Here is a 15,073-nt window from a genome sequence, read left to right as displayed (position 1 = left end):
TCTCCGGAGGCTATGAAATGGCAAGCAAATGACAAGCAGTTGGCAAGCAGGAGGCTGGCAGATGAATCCGCCACAGCCAGCGATTGTTGTGGCGACAGTCATTCTTGACAATCCCATGAACCATTGACAGACTGTCAAACCATTTTGAACAACCACCCATCTGATGCACAGCCTGGACCTTGGCTCCCTCACCCTGCTGGTCGAGATCATCGATTCAGGCAACCTCAGCCAGGCGGCGCGCAAACTCAAGATGAGCCGCGCCAACGTGAGCTACCACCTGAGCCAGCTGGAGAAATCGGTGGGCGTGCAGCTGGTGCGGCGCACCACGCGCCGGGTGGAGCCCACCGAGGTGGGCATGCGCCTGTATGAGCATGGTCGCAGCATCGTCAACGAACTGCTGGCCGCCCGCGAAACCATCAACACCCTGGGTCAGGGCCTGCAGGGGCGCGTCGGCCTGAGCGTGCCCAGCGGCTATGGGCAGATGGTGATGTCGCCCTGGCTGATCGAGTTCAAGCGCCTGTACCCCGGCATCGTGCTTGATGTGATGTTCGAGAACCGGGTGGACGACCTGGTACGCGACGGCGTGGACATCGCCATCCGCGTCATGCCCGAGCCGCCGCCCCAGCTGGTGGCGCGCGACCTGGGCCCGGTGCGCTACCTGGCCTGCGCCTCACGCGGCTGGCTGCAGGCCCACGGCCGCCCGCCGACGCTGGAGCAGCTGCGCACCGCCCCGCTGATCACCTCCGGGGTGGTGGGCCGGCAATTGCGCCTGCGGGCCTATCTGGAGGGGGTGCGCGAAGAGATCACGCTGGAGCCGACGCTGATCTCGGAGCATTTTCCGTTTCTGCGCGACGGCATCCTGGCCGGGCTGGGGGTGGGCCTGGTGCCCGATTACGTGGTGCAGGACGCGGTGGACAGCGGCGAGGTGCAGACCCTGTTCGATGAATACCGGCTGAGCATCTTCGGCACCGGCATGTACCTGCTGTACATGCCCAACCGGCACCAGACCCGGGCCGTGCGCACCTGCATCGACTTCATCCTGGGCAAGGCCATGCCGGGCCACAGCCCGCAGGAGGCGGCCAGCGCGCCCTGAGCCAGCCTGGCTCAGCGGCCCACCAGGTGGCGCACGGCGTGCATCAGCTCGGTGGGGGAGAAGGGCTTGGTGAGGTAGCCGCGGGCCCCGGCGTCGCGCGCCTGGTCCACATCGGTCTTTTTGTCGAGGGCCGACAGCATCAGCACCGGGATGCCGGTCAGCTCGGGATCCATGGTCACGGCCTGGCACACCTCGTGGCCTGACATGCCGGGCATCATCACGTCGCAGATGATCATGTCGGGGCGGCGCAGATGCGCCATCTCCAGCCCCTCGGCTCCGTGGGTGGCCTCGACCACGTCGAAATCCTCGAACTCGAGCGTCATGCGCAGCAGGCGTCGGATGTCGTCGTTGTCATCAATGATCAGCACCACTTTGCTGAGGCTCATGCTCTGGATTCCGGTTGAATGTCTGGGACCGAACTGAATCGGGCTGCGCGATTTTAAGGCTGCTTTGCCACCAACCCCCACGCGCGCGCCGCTTATAAGCCACAAGTTTCGAAGCAGGGCCTCCACCCTCCTCACAGCAAGACAACTGGGATATTCTGCAGGTCAAGCGGTACCAATGGGGTGCCGTCCCCCCAACAAACCGAATGATCGACCCCAGCCGAACTGCTCTTGTGCTCAGCGGAGGCGGCGCCCGCGCCGCCTACCAGGTGGGCGTTCTCAAGACCCTGGCCGCCCTGCGCCGTGAGGCCGTGGGCGAGGCGGACAACCGGGTAAACCCCTTCGGTATCATCGTCGGCACCTCGGCCGGCGCCATCAACAGCGCCGCCCTGGCCTGCCATGCCGACGACTTCAACGACGCCGTGGCCCGCATCACCGAGGTGTGGTCGAACTTCCGCGCCGAGGACGTGTACCGCGCCGACATGCTGGGCGTGGCCCGCAACGGCGCCCAATGGCTGACCATGCTGTCGATCGGCTGGGCACTGGCGCGCTGGCGGCGCTTTCGCCCGCGCTCGCTGCTCGACAACAGCCCCCTGATCGGCCTGCTGCAGCGCGTGGTGCCGATGGAGCGACTGCCCGCCATGTTGGCACGCCGCCATGTGCATGCCCTGGCCGTGACCGCCTCCAGCTACAGCACGGGCGAGCACGTCACCTTCTACAACTCGAGCCAAGCCATCGAGCCCTGGGTGCGCTCGCAACGCCTGGCCGTGCCCACGGCACTGTCGCATGAGCACCTGCTGGCCTCGGCGGCGATTCCATTTGTGTTTCCGGCCCAGCGCCTGTTCAGCGAGGGCCGCTCGGCCTGGTATGGCGACGGCACCATGCGCCAGACCGCGCCGCTGTCACCCGCCATCCACCTGGGGGCGCAACGCATGCTGGTGATCGGCGCCGGCCGCATGCACGAGCCCGCCGCCCAACGCCTGCCCGACCGGCGCTACCCCAGCCTGGCGCAGATCGCAGGGCATGCCATGTCGAGCATCTTCCTGGACGCCATGGCGGTGGACATCGAGCGCCTGGCGCGCATCAACCGCACCCTGTCACTGCTGCCGGCGCAGGCGCTGGAGAACACGCCGCTGCGCCCGGTGGAGTGCCTGGTGATTGCCCCCAGCCAGCGCCTGGACGACATCGCCGCCCGCCACCTGGACGCCCTGCCCGGGCCGGTGCGCACGCTGTTGCATGGGGCCGGCGTGAGCAAGGCCGGGCCGCAGGCCCAGGGCTCGGCCCTGGCCAGCTACCTGCTGTTCGAGGCCCCCTACACCCACGCGCTGATGGCGCTGGGCGAGGCCGACACGCTGGCGCGACGCGAGGAGGTGGCCCGGTTTTTCGGCTGGCCGCAGCGGCGGCTGGCACAGCCGATCGTGTGAACCCGTGGTCTGAACCGAGGGCCTGAACGCTCAGGCCTCAGGCTCTTCTTCAGGCGGCGCGTCCCACAGCGCGATCTGAGCGCGCAGACCGGCCGACACGGGGCGGGCCCGGTCCACCGACTTGATCAGGCGCTCAAAATCAGAGCCCGGGGCGACGCAGCTGCGCGGCACCTTCTTGCCCGGGTAGGTGTCGGGGTAGACGCCGTCGGCCAGCGGGCGCACCCGCAGGCGCAGGCCTCGCTTGACCATCAGCTCGCGGGCGTACAGCTCGGCCAGCTGCTCCAGCGTGACCCAGCCCGAGCGCACCTTGTCTTCACCCGAGCCGCGCAGGCTCAGCATCACCTCGAACAGGCCGGCGTGTTCGCCCTCCGGCTCGGCAAAGGGGTGCACCGTGAAAGTGACCGGCTCGCTGACCTTGCGGCCCTTGTAGACGTGTTCGATCGCGATGTCGGTGAGGATCATGGTTGGGGCTCCTGCTCGGTGTCGTCGGGCTCATCTTCGCCGTCGCCGCCGTGCTCGTCCAGCCCCGCGGCCAGCGCGGCTTCACGCTTGGACACCCAGCCTTCGGGCCGGGGCGGGCGCTGCGCGGCGCGGGCCAGCACTTCGACGTAGGCCTGGGTGGCGCCGCCCTTGGCGATGGCATCGACCTGGGCGATCAGGGCCGACAGCAGCACCACCTCGGCGCTGTCCTTGTCGGCGCCGATGCGGCAGTCGAAATCCCAGAAATCAGCGCCCTCGGGCAGGTCGCGGCGACGCTCGCGCTTGAGGTATTTGCGGATGTCGTGCTTGACCGATTCGAGCACCCGGTCGGGGTGGCGGCCTTCAGCCTGGAAACTGTATGTTTTTCTCACAAGAGCCCTTCAAATGCCAGCCCCTGCCCCCTGTGGGCGGTGCTGGCCAAGGGCGCGATTATGCGACCTGCGGGCTCTCAGCCGGTTTCAGCGCCCCCAAAAGCAGCGGCAACACCGCCGGCATGCTGCGCTCGTTCCAGACCAGATGCACCTCCGATCGGATGTCCGACGGCGGCAGCAGGTGGTAGGCCACGCCGGCCACGCCGCTGCCGGCCAGCGCCTGCGGCACCAGGGCCCAGCCCATGCCCTTGCCGACCAGGGCCACCACGCTGAGCCAGTGCCGCACCTCGTGGCGCACGCGCGGCTGCAAGCCCAGCTGGCCCGACAAGGTGAGCACGCGCTCGTAGTAATCAGGCGAGGCCCCGCGTGAGAACAGCACCAGGGGCTCGCTGGCCAGGGCTGCCAGGTCCACCCCCTGCGCGCCGCCCGCCGGGTGGGCCTCGGGCAGGCAGGCCACAAAGGGCTCGGACATGTACAGCGAGCGGCTCAGATCGGGCGGCACGCGGGCCGTATGCACAAAGCCCAGGTCGATGCTGCCGCGGGCCATGGCCTCCAGCTGCTGGGCTGAATTGAGCTCGATCAACTCGGTCTGCACCTGGGGGTGCAGGGCCTGGAAGGCGTGCAGGCGCTCGGGCAGGCCGCGGAACAGCATGGAGCCGACAAAGCCGATGCGCACCCGCGCCGTGACACCCAGGGCCACATCGCGCGCCCGCTGGGTGGCGGCCTCGGTCTCGGCCAGCACCCGCGCGGCCGACTGCCGGAACACCTCGCCCGCCGGGGTCAGCTTGACGCCATGGCTGTTGCGCTCCAGCAGCTGCACCCCGAGGGTTTGCTCCAGCTGCTTGATGTTGAAACTGAGCGGCGGCTGGGCGATGTGCAGGCGCCGCGCCGCGCGGCCGAAGTGCAGTTCATCGGCCAACACCAGGAAGTAGCGCAGGTGGCGCATTTCAACGGCCATACAAATTTCAGATCGGATCAGTGAAATTCAATATTAGACACAACAAGCCGCGCTTTGAACAATGCCGCATCCCCTGCCCTGGAGCCCGACCCATGAACGCCCGCCTGCCCCAAGCTCTTCAAACGCCTCCCACCGAACACCCGGTGCCCGATCGCGCCGGCACCAACGCCTACCTGGAAGACACCGAGCTGCAGCAGTTGCTGCCCCTGTACCTGCCGCCCGATCTGGCCGCCCACCTTCAGCCGCACCTGGAGCGCCTGGGCGCCCTGGCCGGCGGCCGGCTCGACGAGCTGGCCCACAGCGCCGACCAGAACCCACCCACCCTGCAACTGCGCACCCGCACCGGGCTGGACCAGGAACGCATCCTCAAGCACCCCGACTACATCGAGATGGAGCGGCTGGCCTTCAGCGAGTTCGGCCTGGCCGCGATGTCGCACCGCGCGGGCGTGCTGGGCTGGCCCCAGCCCATGCCGGCGGCCGCCAAGTACGCGCTGAGCTACCTGTTCGTGCAGGCCGAGTTCGGCCTGTGCTGCCCACTGTCGATGACCGACTCGCTGACCCGCACCCTGCGCAAATACGGCGAGCCGGCCCTGGTACAGCGCTACCTCGACCGCCTGGTGACGCAAGACCTCGATGCCCTGACCCAGGGCGCCATGTTCATGACCGAGCAAGGCGCCGGCTCGGACGTAGCCGCCACCAGCACCGAAGCCCGCCCCGACCCCGAAGACCCGCAGGCCTGGCGCCTGCACGGCGACAAGTGGTTTTGCTCCAACCCCGACGCCGGCCTGGCCATGGTGCTGGCGCGCCACCAGGGCGGCCCGGCCGGCATGAAGGGCGTGTCGCTGTTCCTGCTGCCGCGTGAGCTGCCGGACGGCAGCGCCAACGCCTACCGCATCATCCGCCTCAAGGACAAGCTGGGCACCCGCTCGATGGCCAGCGGCGAGATCCGCCTGGAGGGCGCCAAGGCCTGGCTGGTGGGCGAGCTGGGCCGCGGCTTTGCCCAGATGGCCGACATGGTGAACAACTCGCGCCTGTCCAACGGCATGCGGGCCGCCGGCCTGATGCGCCGGGCCGTGGCCGAGGCCCTGCACATCGCCCGGCATCGCCAGGCCTTTGGCCGCCACCTGATCGACATGCCGCTGATGCAGCGCCAGTTGGCCAAGATCCTGCTGCCCGCCGAAGAGGCCCGCAGCATGGTGTTCCAGACCGCCGACGCCCTGCGCCGCGCCGACGCAGGCGAGCCCGGTGCCTACGCCCTGACCCGGCTGCTGACGCCGCTGATCAAGTTCCGCGCTTGCCGCGACGCGCGGCGCGTGGCCGGCGACGCCATGGAGGTGCGCGGCGGCTGCGGCTACATCGAGGAATGGGGCGACCCGCGCATCGTGCGTGACGCCCACCTGGGCTCGATCTGGGAGGGCACCAGCAACATCGTGGCCCTGGACGTGATGCGCGCCATCCGGCGCGAGGGCTCGCTGCCGATGTGGCAGGCCCATGTGCGGCAACTGATCGCCGACAGCCAGTGGCACCCCGCCGCCCAGGCCCGGCTGCTGGGCCTGGTGGAGCAGGCCAGCACCCTGGCCCTGGCCGCCACCGAGCGCGAGCACGAAGCCCTGACCCGCCAGGCCGCCTCGGCGCTCTACCACCTGAGCGCCGCCGCCGCCATGGGCTGGGAGGCCAGCCGCAGCGGCTCGGCGCGCCGCATGCTGATGGCCCAGCTGGTGCTGCTGCACCGCCTGCTGCCACACGACCCGCTGCAAGGCCCCACGACGGCCTCCGTTGACCTGAGCCCCTTGTTCGACCCCGCGCCCTCGACCGGCGGTGTGGCCCGCGTCAACCTGTGGTCTGACAGCTGAGCGCCCCCCCAAAAACAACAGGAGACAAGCCCCATGCCCCCCATGACCCACCCCCTCAACCGGCGCCTCAACCGGCGCCAATCCTTGCGGCAGCTGAGCCTGCTGGCCGCCCCGACGCTGCTGCTGTCCAGCCTGCCCGCCGGGGCCCAGGGCAACCCACAGCCCGTCACGCTGGTGGTGCCGTTCTCGCCCGGCGGCCCCACCGATGCCATGGCCCGCACCCTGGCCAATGCGCTCAAGCCCTTGCTGGGCCAGAGCGTGCTGGTGGACAACCGGCCCGGTGCCGGCGGCAACATCGGCGCCGAGGTGGTGGCCCGCGCCGCCCCCAATGGCAACACCCTGCTGTTCGGCACCTCGGGCCCCCTGGCCATCAATGTGAGCCTGTACAGCAAGATGGGCTACGACCCGATCAAGAGCTTTGCGCCCGTGATCCGCATCGGCCACCTGCCCAATGTGCTGGTGGTGCACCCGGGCCTGCCGGCCAAAAACGTGAGCGAACTGATCGCCCACGCCAAGGCCAACCCGGGCAAGCTGAGCTATGCCTCGTCGGGCAATGGCGCCAGCTCGCACCTGGCGGGGGTGCTGTTCAACATGCGCGCCGGCACCGACATCCAGCACGTGCCCTACAAGGGCACGGGCCCGGCGCTGAACGACCTGCTGGGCGGCCAGGTGTCGATGGCCTTCACCGATGTGCTGACCGCCCTGCCCCACATCAAGGCCGGCAAGCTGCGCATCCTGGGCGTCACCTCGGCCACCCGCTCCAAAAGCCTGCCCGAGGTGCCCACGCTGCAGGAGCAGGGCCTGAACCCGTTTGACGTCAGCGTGTTCTTCGGCATCGTGGTGCCGGCCGGCACCCCGCCCGAGACCATCCAGCGCCTGAACACCGCCCTGGTGCAGGCCCTGAACCAGCCCGAGGTGCGCCAGACCCTGGAGGCCCAGGGCCTGGAGATCGCCACCCAGACCCGCCCCGATCAACTGGGCCAGTTCATCCGCAGCGAGGTGGCGCTGTGGCGCGAGGTGGTGAAAGCCTCAGGGGCCCAGCTCGATTGAGCACCCCGCCTTGCCATCGATTTCAGGGAGACAACACCATGACCTCACCCACCTCACCCACCTCAGGTGACACCCCCAACCGCCGCCAGTGGCTGGGCCTGGCCCTGGCCGCCACCGCCACCGCCACCATCACAGGCCTGGCCCTCGCGCAAAGCACCGCCTTCCCGACCAAGCCCATCACCCTGCTGGTGCCCTACGGGGCCGGCGGCCCCACCGACCAGCACCTGCGTGCGCTGGCCGAGGTGGCGGGCCAGCAACTGGGGCAGCCGGTGGTGCTGGACAACCGCCCCGGGGCCAACGGCACCAATGCCGCCGCAGCCCTGGCGCGTGCCGCGGCCGACGGCTACACCCTGGCCATCCTGCCGGCCTCGGTGTACCGCGAGCCCTTCATCAACAAGGTGCCCTACGACCCGGCCACCACCTTCAGCTACCTGTTGCTGCTGTCCGACTACACCTTTGGCCTGGCCGTGCCCGCCAACGCGCCCTGGAAGACCTGGGCCGACTTTGCGGCCGACGCGAAACGCCGCCCCGGCAAGATCAATGTGGGCGCGGCCGGCGCCATCGGCACCCCGCGCATCGTGATGGACGAGATCGCGGCCGCCGCCGGCATCGAACTCAACATGGTGCCCTACAAGGGCGATGCCGACATCACCGCCGCCTTGCTGGGCGGGCACCTGGACGCAGCCCCGCTGTCGGGCGTGGCCATGCCGCACATCGAGTCGGGCAAGCTGCGCTACCTGGTCATGCTGACCGAAAAGCCCCTGCCCAACGACAGCAAGACCCCCACCCTGGTCGACAGCGGCATCCCGCTGTGGATCGACTCGCCCTACGGCCTGGCCGCCCCACGCGGCCTGCCCCCCGAGCGGGCCCAGCGGCTGCATGACGCCTTCAAAAAGGCCCTGGAGTCGCCCGCCAGCCAGAAGGTGATGGCGCAACTCAACCAACGCGCCAACTACCTGGGCCCCACCGAGTACCGCGCCTACGCGATCCAGACCCTGGCGCGCGAGAAGACCCGGGTGGCCCGCCTGCGCGAGCGCGGGCAACTGGACTGAACGCCCATGGCAGCCCCGTTTGACGACGGCACCCTGTTCGGCCACCCCATCGCGCTGGCCCGCCTGTTCGGGCTGCGCGGCGAGCAGATCGGTGACGACCGGGCCCGCGTGCGCCTGCCGCACCGGCCCGACTTCAGCAACAGCCGCGGCGACGTGCATGGTGGCGCCCTCAGCGCGCTGTTCGACTCGGTGCTGGCCTGTGCCGTGCGCGCCCACGAGCCGCTGCGCTGGGGCGTGGTCACCGTCGACCTGAACGTGCACTTTCTGGCCAGCTGCCGCGGCGACGTGGTGGCCGAGGCACGCTGCGACCAGCGTGGCCGCAGCCTGTGCTTTGCCCGTGGCGAAGCCTATGACGACAGCGGCCGCCTGCTGGCCACCGCCACCGGCACCTTCAAACTGCTTGAGCGCCAGCCCGACCCGACGCCCTCCGCCTCCCCCACCCCATCCACCCCCGACAGGCCCTGCCCATGAACACCCCCCACCCCTCAGCCCCTCCCGCCTCAGCCCATCCGGCCCCAGGCGCGCTGGCCGGCGTGCGCGTCATCGATGTCTCGCGTGTGCTGGGCGGCCCCTACTGCGGCCAGATCCTGGCCGACCACGGCGCCGACGTGCTCAAGATCGAGCCGCCGCAGGGCGACGAAACCCGCGCCTGGGGCCCGCCCTTTGAAAACGGCGTGGCCTCGTATTACATGGGCCTGAACCGCAACAAGCGCGGCATGCGCCTGGACCTGAGCTTGCCCGAGGGGCGGGAGCAACTGCTGACCCTGCTGACCGAGGCCGATGTGCTGCTGGAAAACTTCAAGACCGGCACGCTCGAGAAATGGGGCCTGGGGTATGAGGCCCTGGCCGAGCGCTTTCCGCGCCTGGTGCACGCGCGTGTCAGCGGCTTTGGCGCCGACGGGCCGCTGGGCGGGCTGCCCGGCTATGACGCGGCCATCCAGGCCATGAGCGGCCTGATGAGCGTGAACGGTGAAGTGGGCGCCGAGCCCCTGCGCGTGGGCCTGCCGGTGGTGGACATGGTGACCGGCCTGAACGCGGTGATCGGCATCCTGCTGGCCCTGCAGGAGCGCCAGCGCAGCGGCCGCGGCCAGTTTGTGGAGGCGGCGCTGTACGACTGCGGCCTGTCGCTGCTGCACCCGCACGCGGCCAACTGGTTCGGTGATGGGCGCGTGCCCACGCGCACCGGCAACGCCCACCCCAACATCTACCCCTACGACGCCTTTCCCACCGCCAGCACGCCGGTGTTTCTGGCGGTAGGCAACGACCGGCAGTTTCAGCAACTGTGCCGGGTGCTGGGCCAGCCGGAGCTGGGGCAAGACCCGCGCTTCGCCACCGCAGGCCAGCGCTCGGTGCACCGCGCCGAGCTGCGTGCCGCCTTGCTGCCCCTGCTGGCCCAGCACGCGGGCGAGGCCCTGGTCGAGCAGTTGATGGCCCAGGGTGTGCCCAGTGCGCCCATCCTCGACGTGCCCCAGGCGCTGAGCCACCCGCACACGGCGCACCGCGGCATGACCGTGAGCCTGCCCGGCGGCTACCGCGGCCTGGGCTCGCCCATCAAGCTGAGCCGCACACCGGCCACCTATCGAACGCCACCGCCGGCCGATGTCTGAGGCCTTGCTGCGCTTGGCAGAGCCACCTCACCCCGGCTCCAAGCGCTCCAAATGTTCCAAAACGCAAGAGTAAGGCTTGAATTTGTAACCAAAACGGCCATCCGCCTCATTTGTTCACTTATGGCTTATTGGACGGACTATGGTGAAACCAGGGCGCTGAATCGCAGCCCCACCCGACCCTCCATGAACCAAGGAAGACACCCATGACCACCACCCGTCGCATGTTTCAGACCCTGGCCTTCACCGGTGCGGCCTTGCTGGCCACCGGCTTGAGTGCGCCTGCTGCACTGGCCGCAGACGCCAGTGCGCTGAGCCAGCAGGCTCAAATCAGCCTGCAACAGCTGTACAAGACCCGCCCCGGCTCGGAAGCCCTGGCCAAGAACGCCAAGGCCATCCTGGTGTTCCCCAAGATCATCAAGGCCGGCTTGATTTTCGGCGGTGCCTATGGCGAGGGCGTGCTGTACGAGAACGGCTTGCCCAAGGGCTTCTACAACTCGGTCACCGGCTCTTTCGGCTGGCAGGCCGGCGCCCAGTCGTATGGCTATGTGGTGTTCCTGATGAACGACAAGGCGGTCAAGTACCTGCACCAGTCGCAAGGCTGGGAGTTCGGCGTGGGCCCGACGGTGGTGCTGGTGGATGAGGGGGTGGCCCGCAACCTGAGCACCACCACGCTGAAGAACGACGCCTATGCCTATGTGTTCGACCAGGAAGGCCTGATGGCCAGCCTGAGCCTGGAGGGCACCAAGATCTCGAAGATCAAGCCCTGACCGGGCCTGAATTCAACGCGCGGCGTAGGCGTCGCGCAGCTCGCGCTTGAGCACTTTGCCGATGGCGCTGCGCGGCAGCTCGTTGATCAGGTGCAGGGCCGCCAGGCGCTGGGTCTTGCCCACGCGCTCGTTGAGCCATTGACGCAGCGCCTCGGCGGCCACATCGACACCGGGCTGCAGCACCACAAAGGCCACCGGGGTCTCGCCCCATTCGACCGAGGGCATGCCCACCACCGCGGCTTCGGCCACGGCCGGGTGGCTGCGCAGCAAGGCCTCGAGATCGCTGGGGTAGATGTTGAAGCCGCCCGAGATGATCATGTCCTTCTTGCGGTCGAACAGGCTCAAGAAGCCCTCGGCATCGAAACGGCCCACATCGCCGGTGCGGATGAAGCGCTTGCCATCGGGTGCGAACCATTCGGCCTCGCGCGTCTTCTCGGGCTGGCCGTGGTAGCCGGTCATCATGCCGGCCGAATGGCCCACCACCTCGCCGGCCTCGCCCGGGGGCACTTCTTGGCCAGCATCGTCGATCAGGCGGATGTCGTGCCCCTCGGCCGGCTGACCCACGGTGTGCAGCTTGTCGGGGTTCAGGTGCGCGTTGAGGATGCAGGTGCCGCCGCCCTCGGTCATGCCATAGAACTCGACCAGACCGCCGGGCCAGCGGGCCAGCACGTCGGCCTTGAGCTCGGCATGGAAGGGCGCGCTGGTGCAGAACTTCATGTGGGTGGCGCCCAGGTCATGGGCATCGAAGTCGGGCCGGGTCATCAGGCGCTGGTACTGCACCGGCACCAGCATGGTGTGGCTCATGCGGTGCTGCTGGGCCAGGCGCAGGTAGGCGGCGGCGTCGAACTTGGGCATCAGGAACACGCTGCCACCAAAGGCCAGCGTGGGGAAGAACACCACCAGGGTGGTGTTCGAGTACAGCGGGGTGGACAGCAGGGTCAGCGACTCGGGGCCGTAGCCATACACCGCCCCCCGGCTCACGTGGGCCGAGCGCATGCCATGCGACTGCACGATGCCCTTGGGCGTGCCCGTGGTGCCCGAGGAATAGATGATGTTGAAGGGCCAGGCCGGCTCGATCTCGACCCGCGCCGGGCGGGCATCGGCGCCTGCCAGCCAGTGGGCCAGCGGCGTGCCCACCGGCGAGCCATCGAGCGCGATGCGCGGCACCCGGCCCAGGCCGGCATCGGCCACCGTGGCGGCCGCAGCAGCGTCGGTGAACAGCAGGCGGGCACCAGCGTCATCGATCATCCGGGCCAGGGCTTCGGGCGTGCTGCCCGGGGCCAGCGGGGCCACCACCACCCCGGCGCGCAAGGCGCCCAGGAACACGGCGGCGTAAAGGACGGAGCTGCTGGCACACACGGCAATCGCCTGCCCGGGCTGCACGCCGTCACGCTGCAGGGCCACCGCCACCTGGTCCATGAGCCGGTCCAGCTCGCCGTAGCTCAGGGCCTGGGTGGCGCCGCCCTGCTCTTCCAGCAGGGCCCGCCGGCCCGGCTCCGCCAGGGCGTGGGCGCGGATCATGTCGGGAATGGACTGGAAGTCCGCGGCAGCGGGCGAAGAGGCAGTGGTGGGGGTCATGGGTGTGCGGGGTCAAAGGAGGCGAAATGATAAGGAGCGCCCCCCCCGATCCGCCCTGTCGCGACAGCGACTGAGCCGCACCAACACCGGACCAGCCCAGGCTTCAGCGCGCTGTGTGCACAGAGTTTCGCGCCGATTGTTTCCAATTTCGGAACTTTCATTTGCAAGAAAAGCTGTTTTATTGCAACGAACGATCACCTACAGTCACTCCATCGATGAGCCGCGAGCCAGAAACAACGCTTCATCGAGGCTGGACAAGCCAGGCCACCCGGCCCGACCTGCCCGGAACGTTTTTCAGCATACGAAAGGAAACTCACCATGTCCCGCTCTTTGATGGCTTATGTCCTCGTCTCCGCCGCTGCTGCTGCAGCCTTCGCCGCCGCCCCGGCTTTTGCCGCCGGTGAAGCCGACTCCTACCAGGGCCCGACCCCGGTGGTGTCGCAACGCAGCCGTGCCGAGGTCCATGCCGAGGCCTTGGTGGCCGCCCAGCGCGCCGCCGACCCCGACACCCTGTCGCGCATCGCTGCACCGGTGAAGTCGGCTCTGAGCCGCGCCGAAGTGCGTCAAGCAGCGGCCGCTGCGAGCCGCGCCGCTCAAGATTTCAGCACCTACTGATGCCCACAGAGTGGCCCGACAGGGCCTCTCACCGGCCCCGTCCCACCCCCCCCATTTCAACCGGAAAGCACATCATGAACCGCCAAATCTTCGCCACCGCCCTGATCGCCGCCGCCGCCTTCGCCAGCGCCCCCAGCTTTGCCGAAGGCCTGGCCGAATACCAGCAGACCCCCGCCAGCGTGTCGCAGCGCAGCAGCGCCGAAGTGCGCCAGGAAGCCATCGTGGCCGCCCGCCAGGCCGCCGTGGCTGTGGACGCCAAGTCCAAGGTGCAACCCCAGGTCAAGTCGGCCCTGACCCGCACCGAGGTGCGCCAGGCCGCCATCGATGCCAACCGCGCCGGCCAACTGCCGCGTGGCGAACTGAGCTTCTGAGTCTGACCCTGGTCGCGCAACGCCCAGGCGCCAGAGACATCCCAACACCCCTCTTGCCCCGCTTCGCGGGGCTTTTTTGTGCCTGAAACGTATCAGCCGGCCGGCACCACGATGCGCCCCGCCACGCGCCGCGAGACCGCCCAGGCCAGCACCAGCACACCCAGGCCGGCCAGCGCCATGGCGGGTGCCAGGCCGCCCTGGTCCACCGTGCTGCCCACCACCAGCACCCCCAGGCTTTGCCCCAGGAACAGCAGGCAGGCAAACAGCGTGACCGCGCTGCCACGGGCGTGCGGCGCCATCTGCGTGGCCTGCGTCTGCAAGGTGTTGTGCAGCATGTAAAAGCCCAGGCCAGCCAGAAAGCAGGCCGACACCGCCACGGCCGCCACCGGTACAAACGCCAGGGCCCACAACGACACGGCGATCAACGCGCCCCCCAGCAGGGCCAGGCCACGTTCGCCCAACAGGCGCAACCAGCGGGTGACGAACTGGCTGTAGAGCAATCCACCCACGCCGTACAGCATCATCACGCCGCCTGCCGCCGAGGGGCTGAAGCCCAGCGTGCTGACCAGTCGGCTCGGAACAAAGGCCAGGGTTCCGAAAGCCAATGCCCCCTCGATGGCCGTCACCGACACCACCCAACGCACCCGCGGCAGGCGCAACAAGGCGAACGTGGCATGGAAGGAGCGTTGCCAGGGCACCGGCGGCGTCTGGGTCAGGGCCTGGGCGTGCGCCGCACGCTGCGCACCGGTCTTGCGGTAAAGCGTGAACGCTGCCAGTGCGAACAGCACCGACAGCAGGCCAAACGCCATGCGCCAGCCCAGGTATTCGGAGGCCACGCCGCCAAACCACTGCCCGGCCATCATGCCGGTGACCGTCGCGCCCATGAAGCGCCCCAGCGTGGCCTGCCGCTGCTCATAGCCCACCTGGTCGCCGATCCAGGCCATGGACAGCGGGATGATGCCGGCGGCCGCCCCACCCATGGCGGCCCGGGACAGAACCAGCACATCCAGGCTGGGGGCCAGTGCCGTCAAGGCACTGAACACGGCGCAGCCCGCGGTGGCCAGGTTGATGACCCGGATCTTGCCCAGGCGATCACCCAAAGGCCCATAGAACAACTGCAGCACGCCATAGGCCACGGCAAAGGACGCGATGACACGCGAAGCCTCGCCCGTGCTGACGTTGAAGTCATGGCCCAGTGCCCCCAGCATGGGGTCGCACACCCGCATCGAAGCCATGCTGCCGAAGGCGGCCAGGCCCAGCAGGCGCAAGGTCAGTGACAAGGAGTTCATTCGGGCCTTCTGAAAAGCGTGTGATTCTGCCGGGAATGGTTCGATTCCGCTTTGGTGCACCCGGCATCCAAGGCCGCGCAGGCCGCCTCATAACAGTGCCCGGAACACATTTTGTTGCGTAAACAGAAATAGTATTTTTCTGATGCTGCCATTTTGCTCACGAGCTAATCAGAATAAAGTTC

At 68.7% G+C, this 15,073-nt stretch carries 16 protein-coding genes; 10 read left to right on the top strand and 6 right to left on the bottom strand.

From position 1 onward, the window contains the following. The first annotated feature begins 172 nt into the window (after window positions 1–172). Window positions 173–1,093 (top strand): LysR family transcriptional regulator, encoded by a 921-nt coding sequence (locus F624_RS0104705; RefSeq protein WP_043425566.1) that lies wholly within the window; start codon window positions 173–175, stop codon window positions 1,091–1,093. A gap of 11 nt (window positions 1,094–1,104) precedes the next feature. On the opposite strand, the gene F624_RS0104700 is transcribed toward F624_RS0104705, so the two are convergent. Then, window positions 1,105–1,479, bottom strand: a complete 375-nt coding sequence (locus F624_RS0104700) for a response regulator (protein WP_019573111.1) — start codon at window positions 1,477–1,479, stop codon at window positions 1,105–1,107. Window positions 1,480–1,682: 203 nt separating this feature from the next. On the opposite strand from F624_RS0104700, the gene F624_RS0104695 reads away from it, so the two are divergent. After that, the gene (locus F624_RS0104695; protein ID WP_031254119.1) at window positions 1,683–2,900 is read left to right on the top strand and encodes a patatin-like phospholipase family protein; all 1,218 of its coding nucleotides are present in this window, start codon (window positions 1,683–1,685) and stop codon (window positions 2,898–2,900) included. Between the two features lie 30 nt (window positions 2,901–2,930). Here F624_RS0104695 and F624_RS0104690 read toward each other — a convergent pair whose 3' ends face one another. The 3 genes from F624_RS0104690 to F624_RS0104680 are packed head-to-tail and all read right to left on the bottom strand — an operon-like array spanning window position 2,931 to window position 4,709. After that, window positions 2,931–3,362, bottom strand: a complete 432-nt coding sequence (locus F624_RS0104690) for a hypothetical protein (RefSeq protein ID WP_019573109.1) — start codon at window positions 3,360–3,362, stop codon at window positions 2,931–2,933. Beyond that, window positions 3,359–3,751 carry a DUF6172 family protein gene (locus F624_RS0104685; protein ID WP_051107316.1) on the bottom strand — a complete coding sequence of 131 codons (393 nt, stop codon included), beginning with the start codon at window positions 3,749–3,751 and terminating at the stop codon, window positions 3,359–3,361. The genes F624_RS0104690 and F624_RS0104685 overlap by 4 nt, the downstream gene beginning before the upstream one ends. Before the next feature lie 58 nt (window positions 3,752–3,809). Further along, the gene (locus F624_RS0104680) at window positions 3,810–4,709 is read right to left on the bottom strand and encodes a LysR family transcriptional regulator (protein WP_019573107.1); all 900 of its coding nucleotides are present in this window, start codon (window positions 4,707–4,709) and stop codon (window positions 3,810–3,812) included. A gap of 92 nt (window positions 4,710–4,801) precedes the next feature. On the opposite strand from F624_RS0104680, the gene F624_RS0104675 reads away from it, so the two are divergent. The 6 genes from F624_RS0104675 (at window position 4,802) to F624_RS0104650 (ending at window position 11,038) form a co-directional block, all read left to right on the top strand. Beyond that, entirely contained in the window at window positions 4,802–6,562 is a 1,761-nt protein-coding gene (locus F624_RS0104675) for an acyl-CoA dehydrogenase family protein (RefSeq protein WP_019573106.1), read from the top strand. A 42-nt stretch (window positions 6,563–6,604) separates the two neighbouring features. Further along, window positions 6,605–7,612, top strand: a complete 1,008-nt coding sequence (locus F624_RS0104670) for a Bug family tripartite tricarboxylate transporter substrate binding protein (protein WP_019573105.1) — start codon at window positions 6,605–6,607, stop codon at window positions 7,610–7,612. A gap of 38 nt (window positions 7,613–7,650) precedes the next feature. Beyond that, window positions 7,651–8,664, top strand: coding sequence for a tripartite tricarboxylate transporter substrate binding protein (locus tag F624_RS0104665; RefSeq protein ID WP_019573104.1), 1,014 nt, complete (start codon window positions 7,651–7,653; stop codon window positions 8,662–8,664). Window positions 8,665–8,670: 6 nt separating this feature from the next. Next, a complete protein-coding gene (locus F624_RS0104660; RefSeq protein ID WP_019573103.1) occupies window positions 8,671–9,135 on the top strand; it encodes a PaaI family thioesterase in 465 nt (154 codons plus the stop codon). Beyond that, entirely contained in the window at window positions 9,132–10,271 is a 1,140-nt protein-coding gene (locus tag F624_RS0104655; protein WP_019573102.1) for a CaiB/BaiF CoA transferase family protein, read from the top strand. Before F624_RS0104660 ends, F624_RS0104655 begins: the two co-directional genes overlap by 4 nt. Window positions 10,272–10,474: 203 nt before the next feature. Continuing rightward, complete coding sequence (locus F624_RS0104650; protein ID WP_019573101.1) at window positions 10,475–11,038, top strand: lipid-binding SYLF domain-containing protein; 564 nt, start codon at window positions 10,475–10,477, stop codon at window positions 11,036–11,038. Between the two features lie 12 nt (window positions 11,039–11,050). Here the strand turns inward: F624_RS0104650 and F624_RS0104645 are convergent, their stop codons facing one another. Further along, window positions 11,051–12,616 (bottom strand): class I adenylate-forming enzyme family protein, encoded by a 1,566-nt coding sequence (locus tag F624_RS0104645; protein WP_019573100.1) that lies wholly within the window; start codon window positions 12,614–12,616, stop codon window positions 11,051–11,053. A 318-nt stretch (window positions 12,617–12,934) separates the two neighbouring features. On the opposite strand from F624_RS0104645, the gene F624_RS0104640 reads away from it, so the two are divergent. Continuing rightward, on the top strand, window positions 12,935–13,231 hold the full coding sequence (locus tag F624_RS0104640; protein ID WP_019573099.1) for a hypothetical protein: 297 nt from the start codon (window positions 12,935–12,937) through the stop codon (window positions 13,229–13,231). Between the two features lie 74 nt (window positions 13,232–13,305). Then, window positions 13,306–13,602, top strand: coding sequence for a hypothetical protein (locus F624_RS0104635; protein ID WP_019573098.1), 297 nt, complete (start codon window positions 13,306–13,308; stop codon window positions 13,600–13,602). Between the two features lie 92 nt (window positions 13,603–13,694). Here F624_RS0104635 and F624_RS0104630 read toward each other — a convergent pair whose 3' ends face one another. Further along, window positions 13,695–14,891: an MFS transporter gene (locus F624_RS0104630; RefSeq protein WP_019573097.1), complete on the bottom strand. Its 1,197-nt coding sequence runs from the start codon at window positions 14,889–14,891 to the stop codon at window positions 13,695–13,697. Between the last annotated feature and the right edge of the window lie 182 nt (window positions 14,892–15,073).

The organism is Curvibacter lanceolatus ATCC 14669 (assembly GCF_000381265.1).
GTDB lineage: Bacteria > Pseudomonadota > Gammaproteobacteria > Burkholderiales > Burkholderiaceae_C > Curvibacter > Curvibacter lanceolatus.
The sequence above is the reverse complement of the archived record's forward strand: the minus strand, read 5'-3'. Positions and strand labels throughout refer to the sequence as shown.

Bases quoted from the DNA above. Each gene is read 5' to 3' on its own strand.
- F624_RS0104700 (WP_019573111.1), bottom strand. From the start codon at position 1,479: ATGAGCCTCAGCAAAGTGGTGCTGATCATTGATGACAACGACGACATC.
- F624_RS0104695 (WP_031254119.1), top strand. From the start codon at position 1,683: ATGATCGACCCCAGCCGAACTGCTCTTGTGCTCAGCGGAGGCGGCGCC.
- F624_RS0104690 (WP_019573109.1), bottom strand. From the start codon at position 3,362: ATGATCCTCACCGACATCGCGATCGAACACGTCTACAAGGGCCGCAAG.
- F624_RS0104680 (WP_019573107.1), bottom strand. From the start codon at position 4,709: ATGGCCGTTGAAATGCGCCACCTGCGCTACTTCCTGGTGTTGGCCGAT.
- F624_RS0104675 (WP_019573106.1), top strand. From the start codon at position 4,802: ATGAACGCCCGCCTGCCCCAAGCTCTTCAAACGCCTCCCACCGAACAC.
- F624_RS0104670 (WP_019573105.1), top strand. From the start codon at position 6,605: ATGACCCACCCCCTCAACCGGCGCCTCAACCGGCGCCAATCCTTGCGG.
- F624_RS0104665 (WP_019573104.1), top strand. From the start codon at position 7,651: ATGACCTCACCCACCTCACCCACCTCAGGTGACACCCCCAACCGCCGC.
- F624_RS0104660 (WP_019573103.1), top strand. From the start codon at position 8,671: ATGGCAGCCCCGTTTGACGACGGCACCCTGTTCGGCCACCCCATCGCG.
- F624_RS0104655 (WP_019573102.1), top strand. From the start codon at position 9,132: ATGAACACCCCCCACCCCTCAGCCCCTCCCGCCTCAGCCCATCCGGCC.
- F624_RS0104650 (WP_019573101.1), top strand. From the start codon at position 10,475: ATGACCACCACCCGTCGCATGTTTCAGACCCTGGCCTTCACCGGTGCG.
- F624_RS0104645 (WP_019573100.1), bottom strand. From the start codon at position 12,616: ATGACCCCCACCACTGCCTCTTCGCCCGCTGCCGCGGACTTCCAGTCC.
- F624_RS0104640 (WP_019573099.1), top strand. From the start codon at position 12,935: ATGTCCCGCTCTTTGATGGCTTATGTCCTCGTCTCCGCCGCTGCTGCT.
- F624_RS0104635 (WP_019573098.1), top strand. From the start codon at position 13,306: ATGAACCGCCAAATCTTCGCCACCGCCCTGATCGCCGCCGCCGCCTTC.
- F624_RS0104630 (WP_019573097.1), bottom strand. From the start codon at position 14,891: ATGAACTCCTTGTCACTGACCTTGCGCCTGCTGGGCCTGGCCGCCTTC.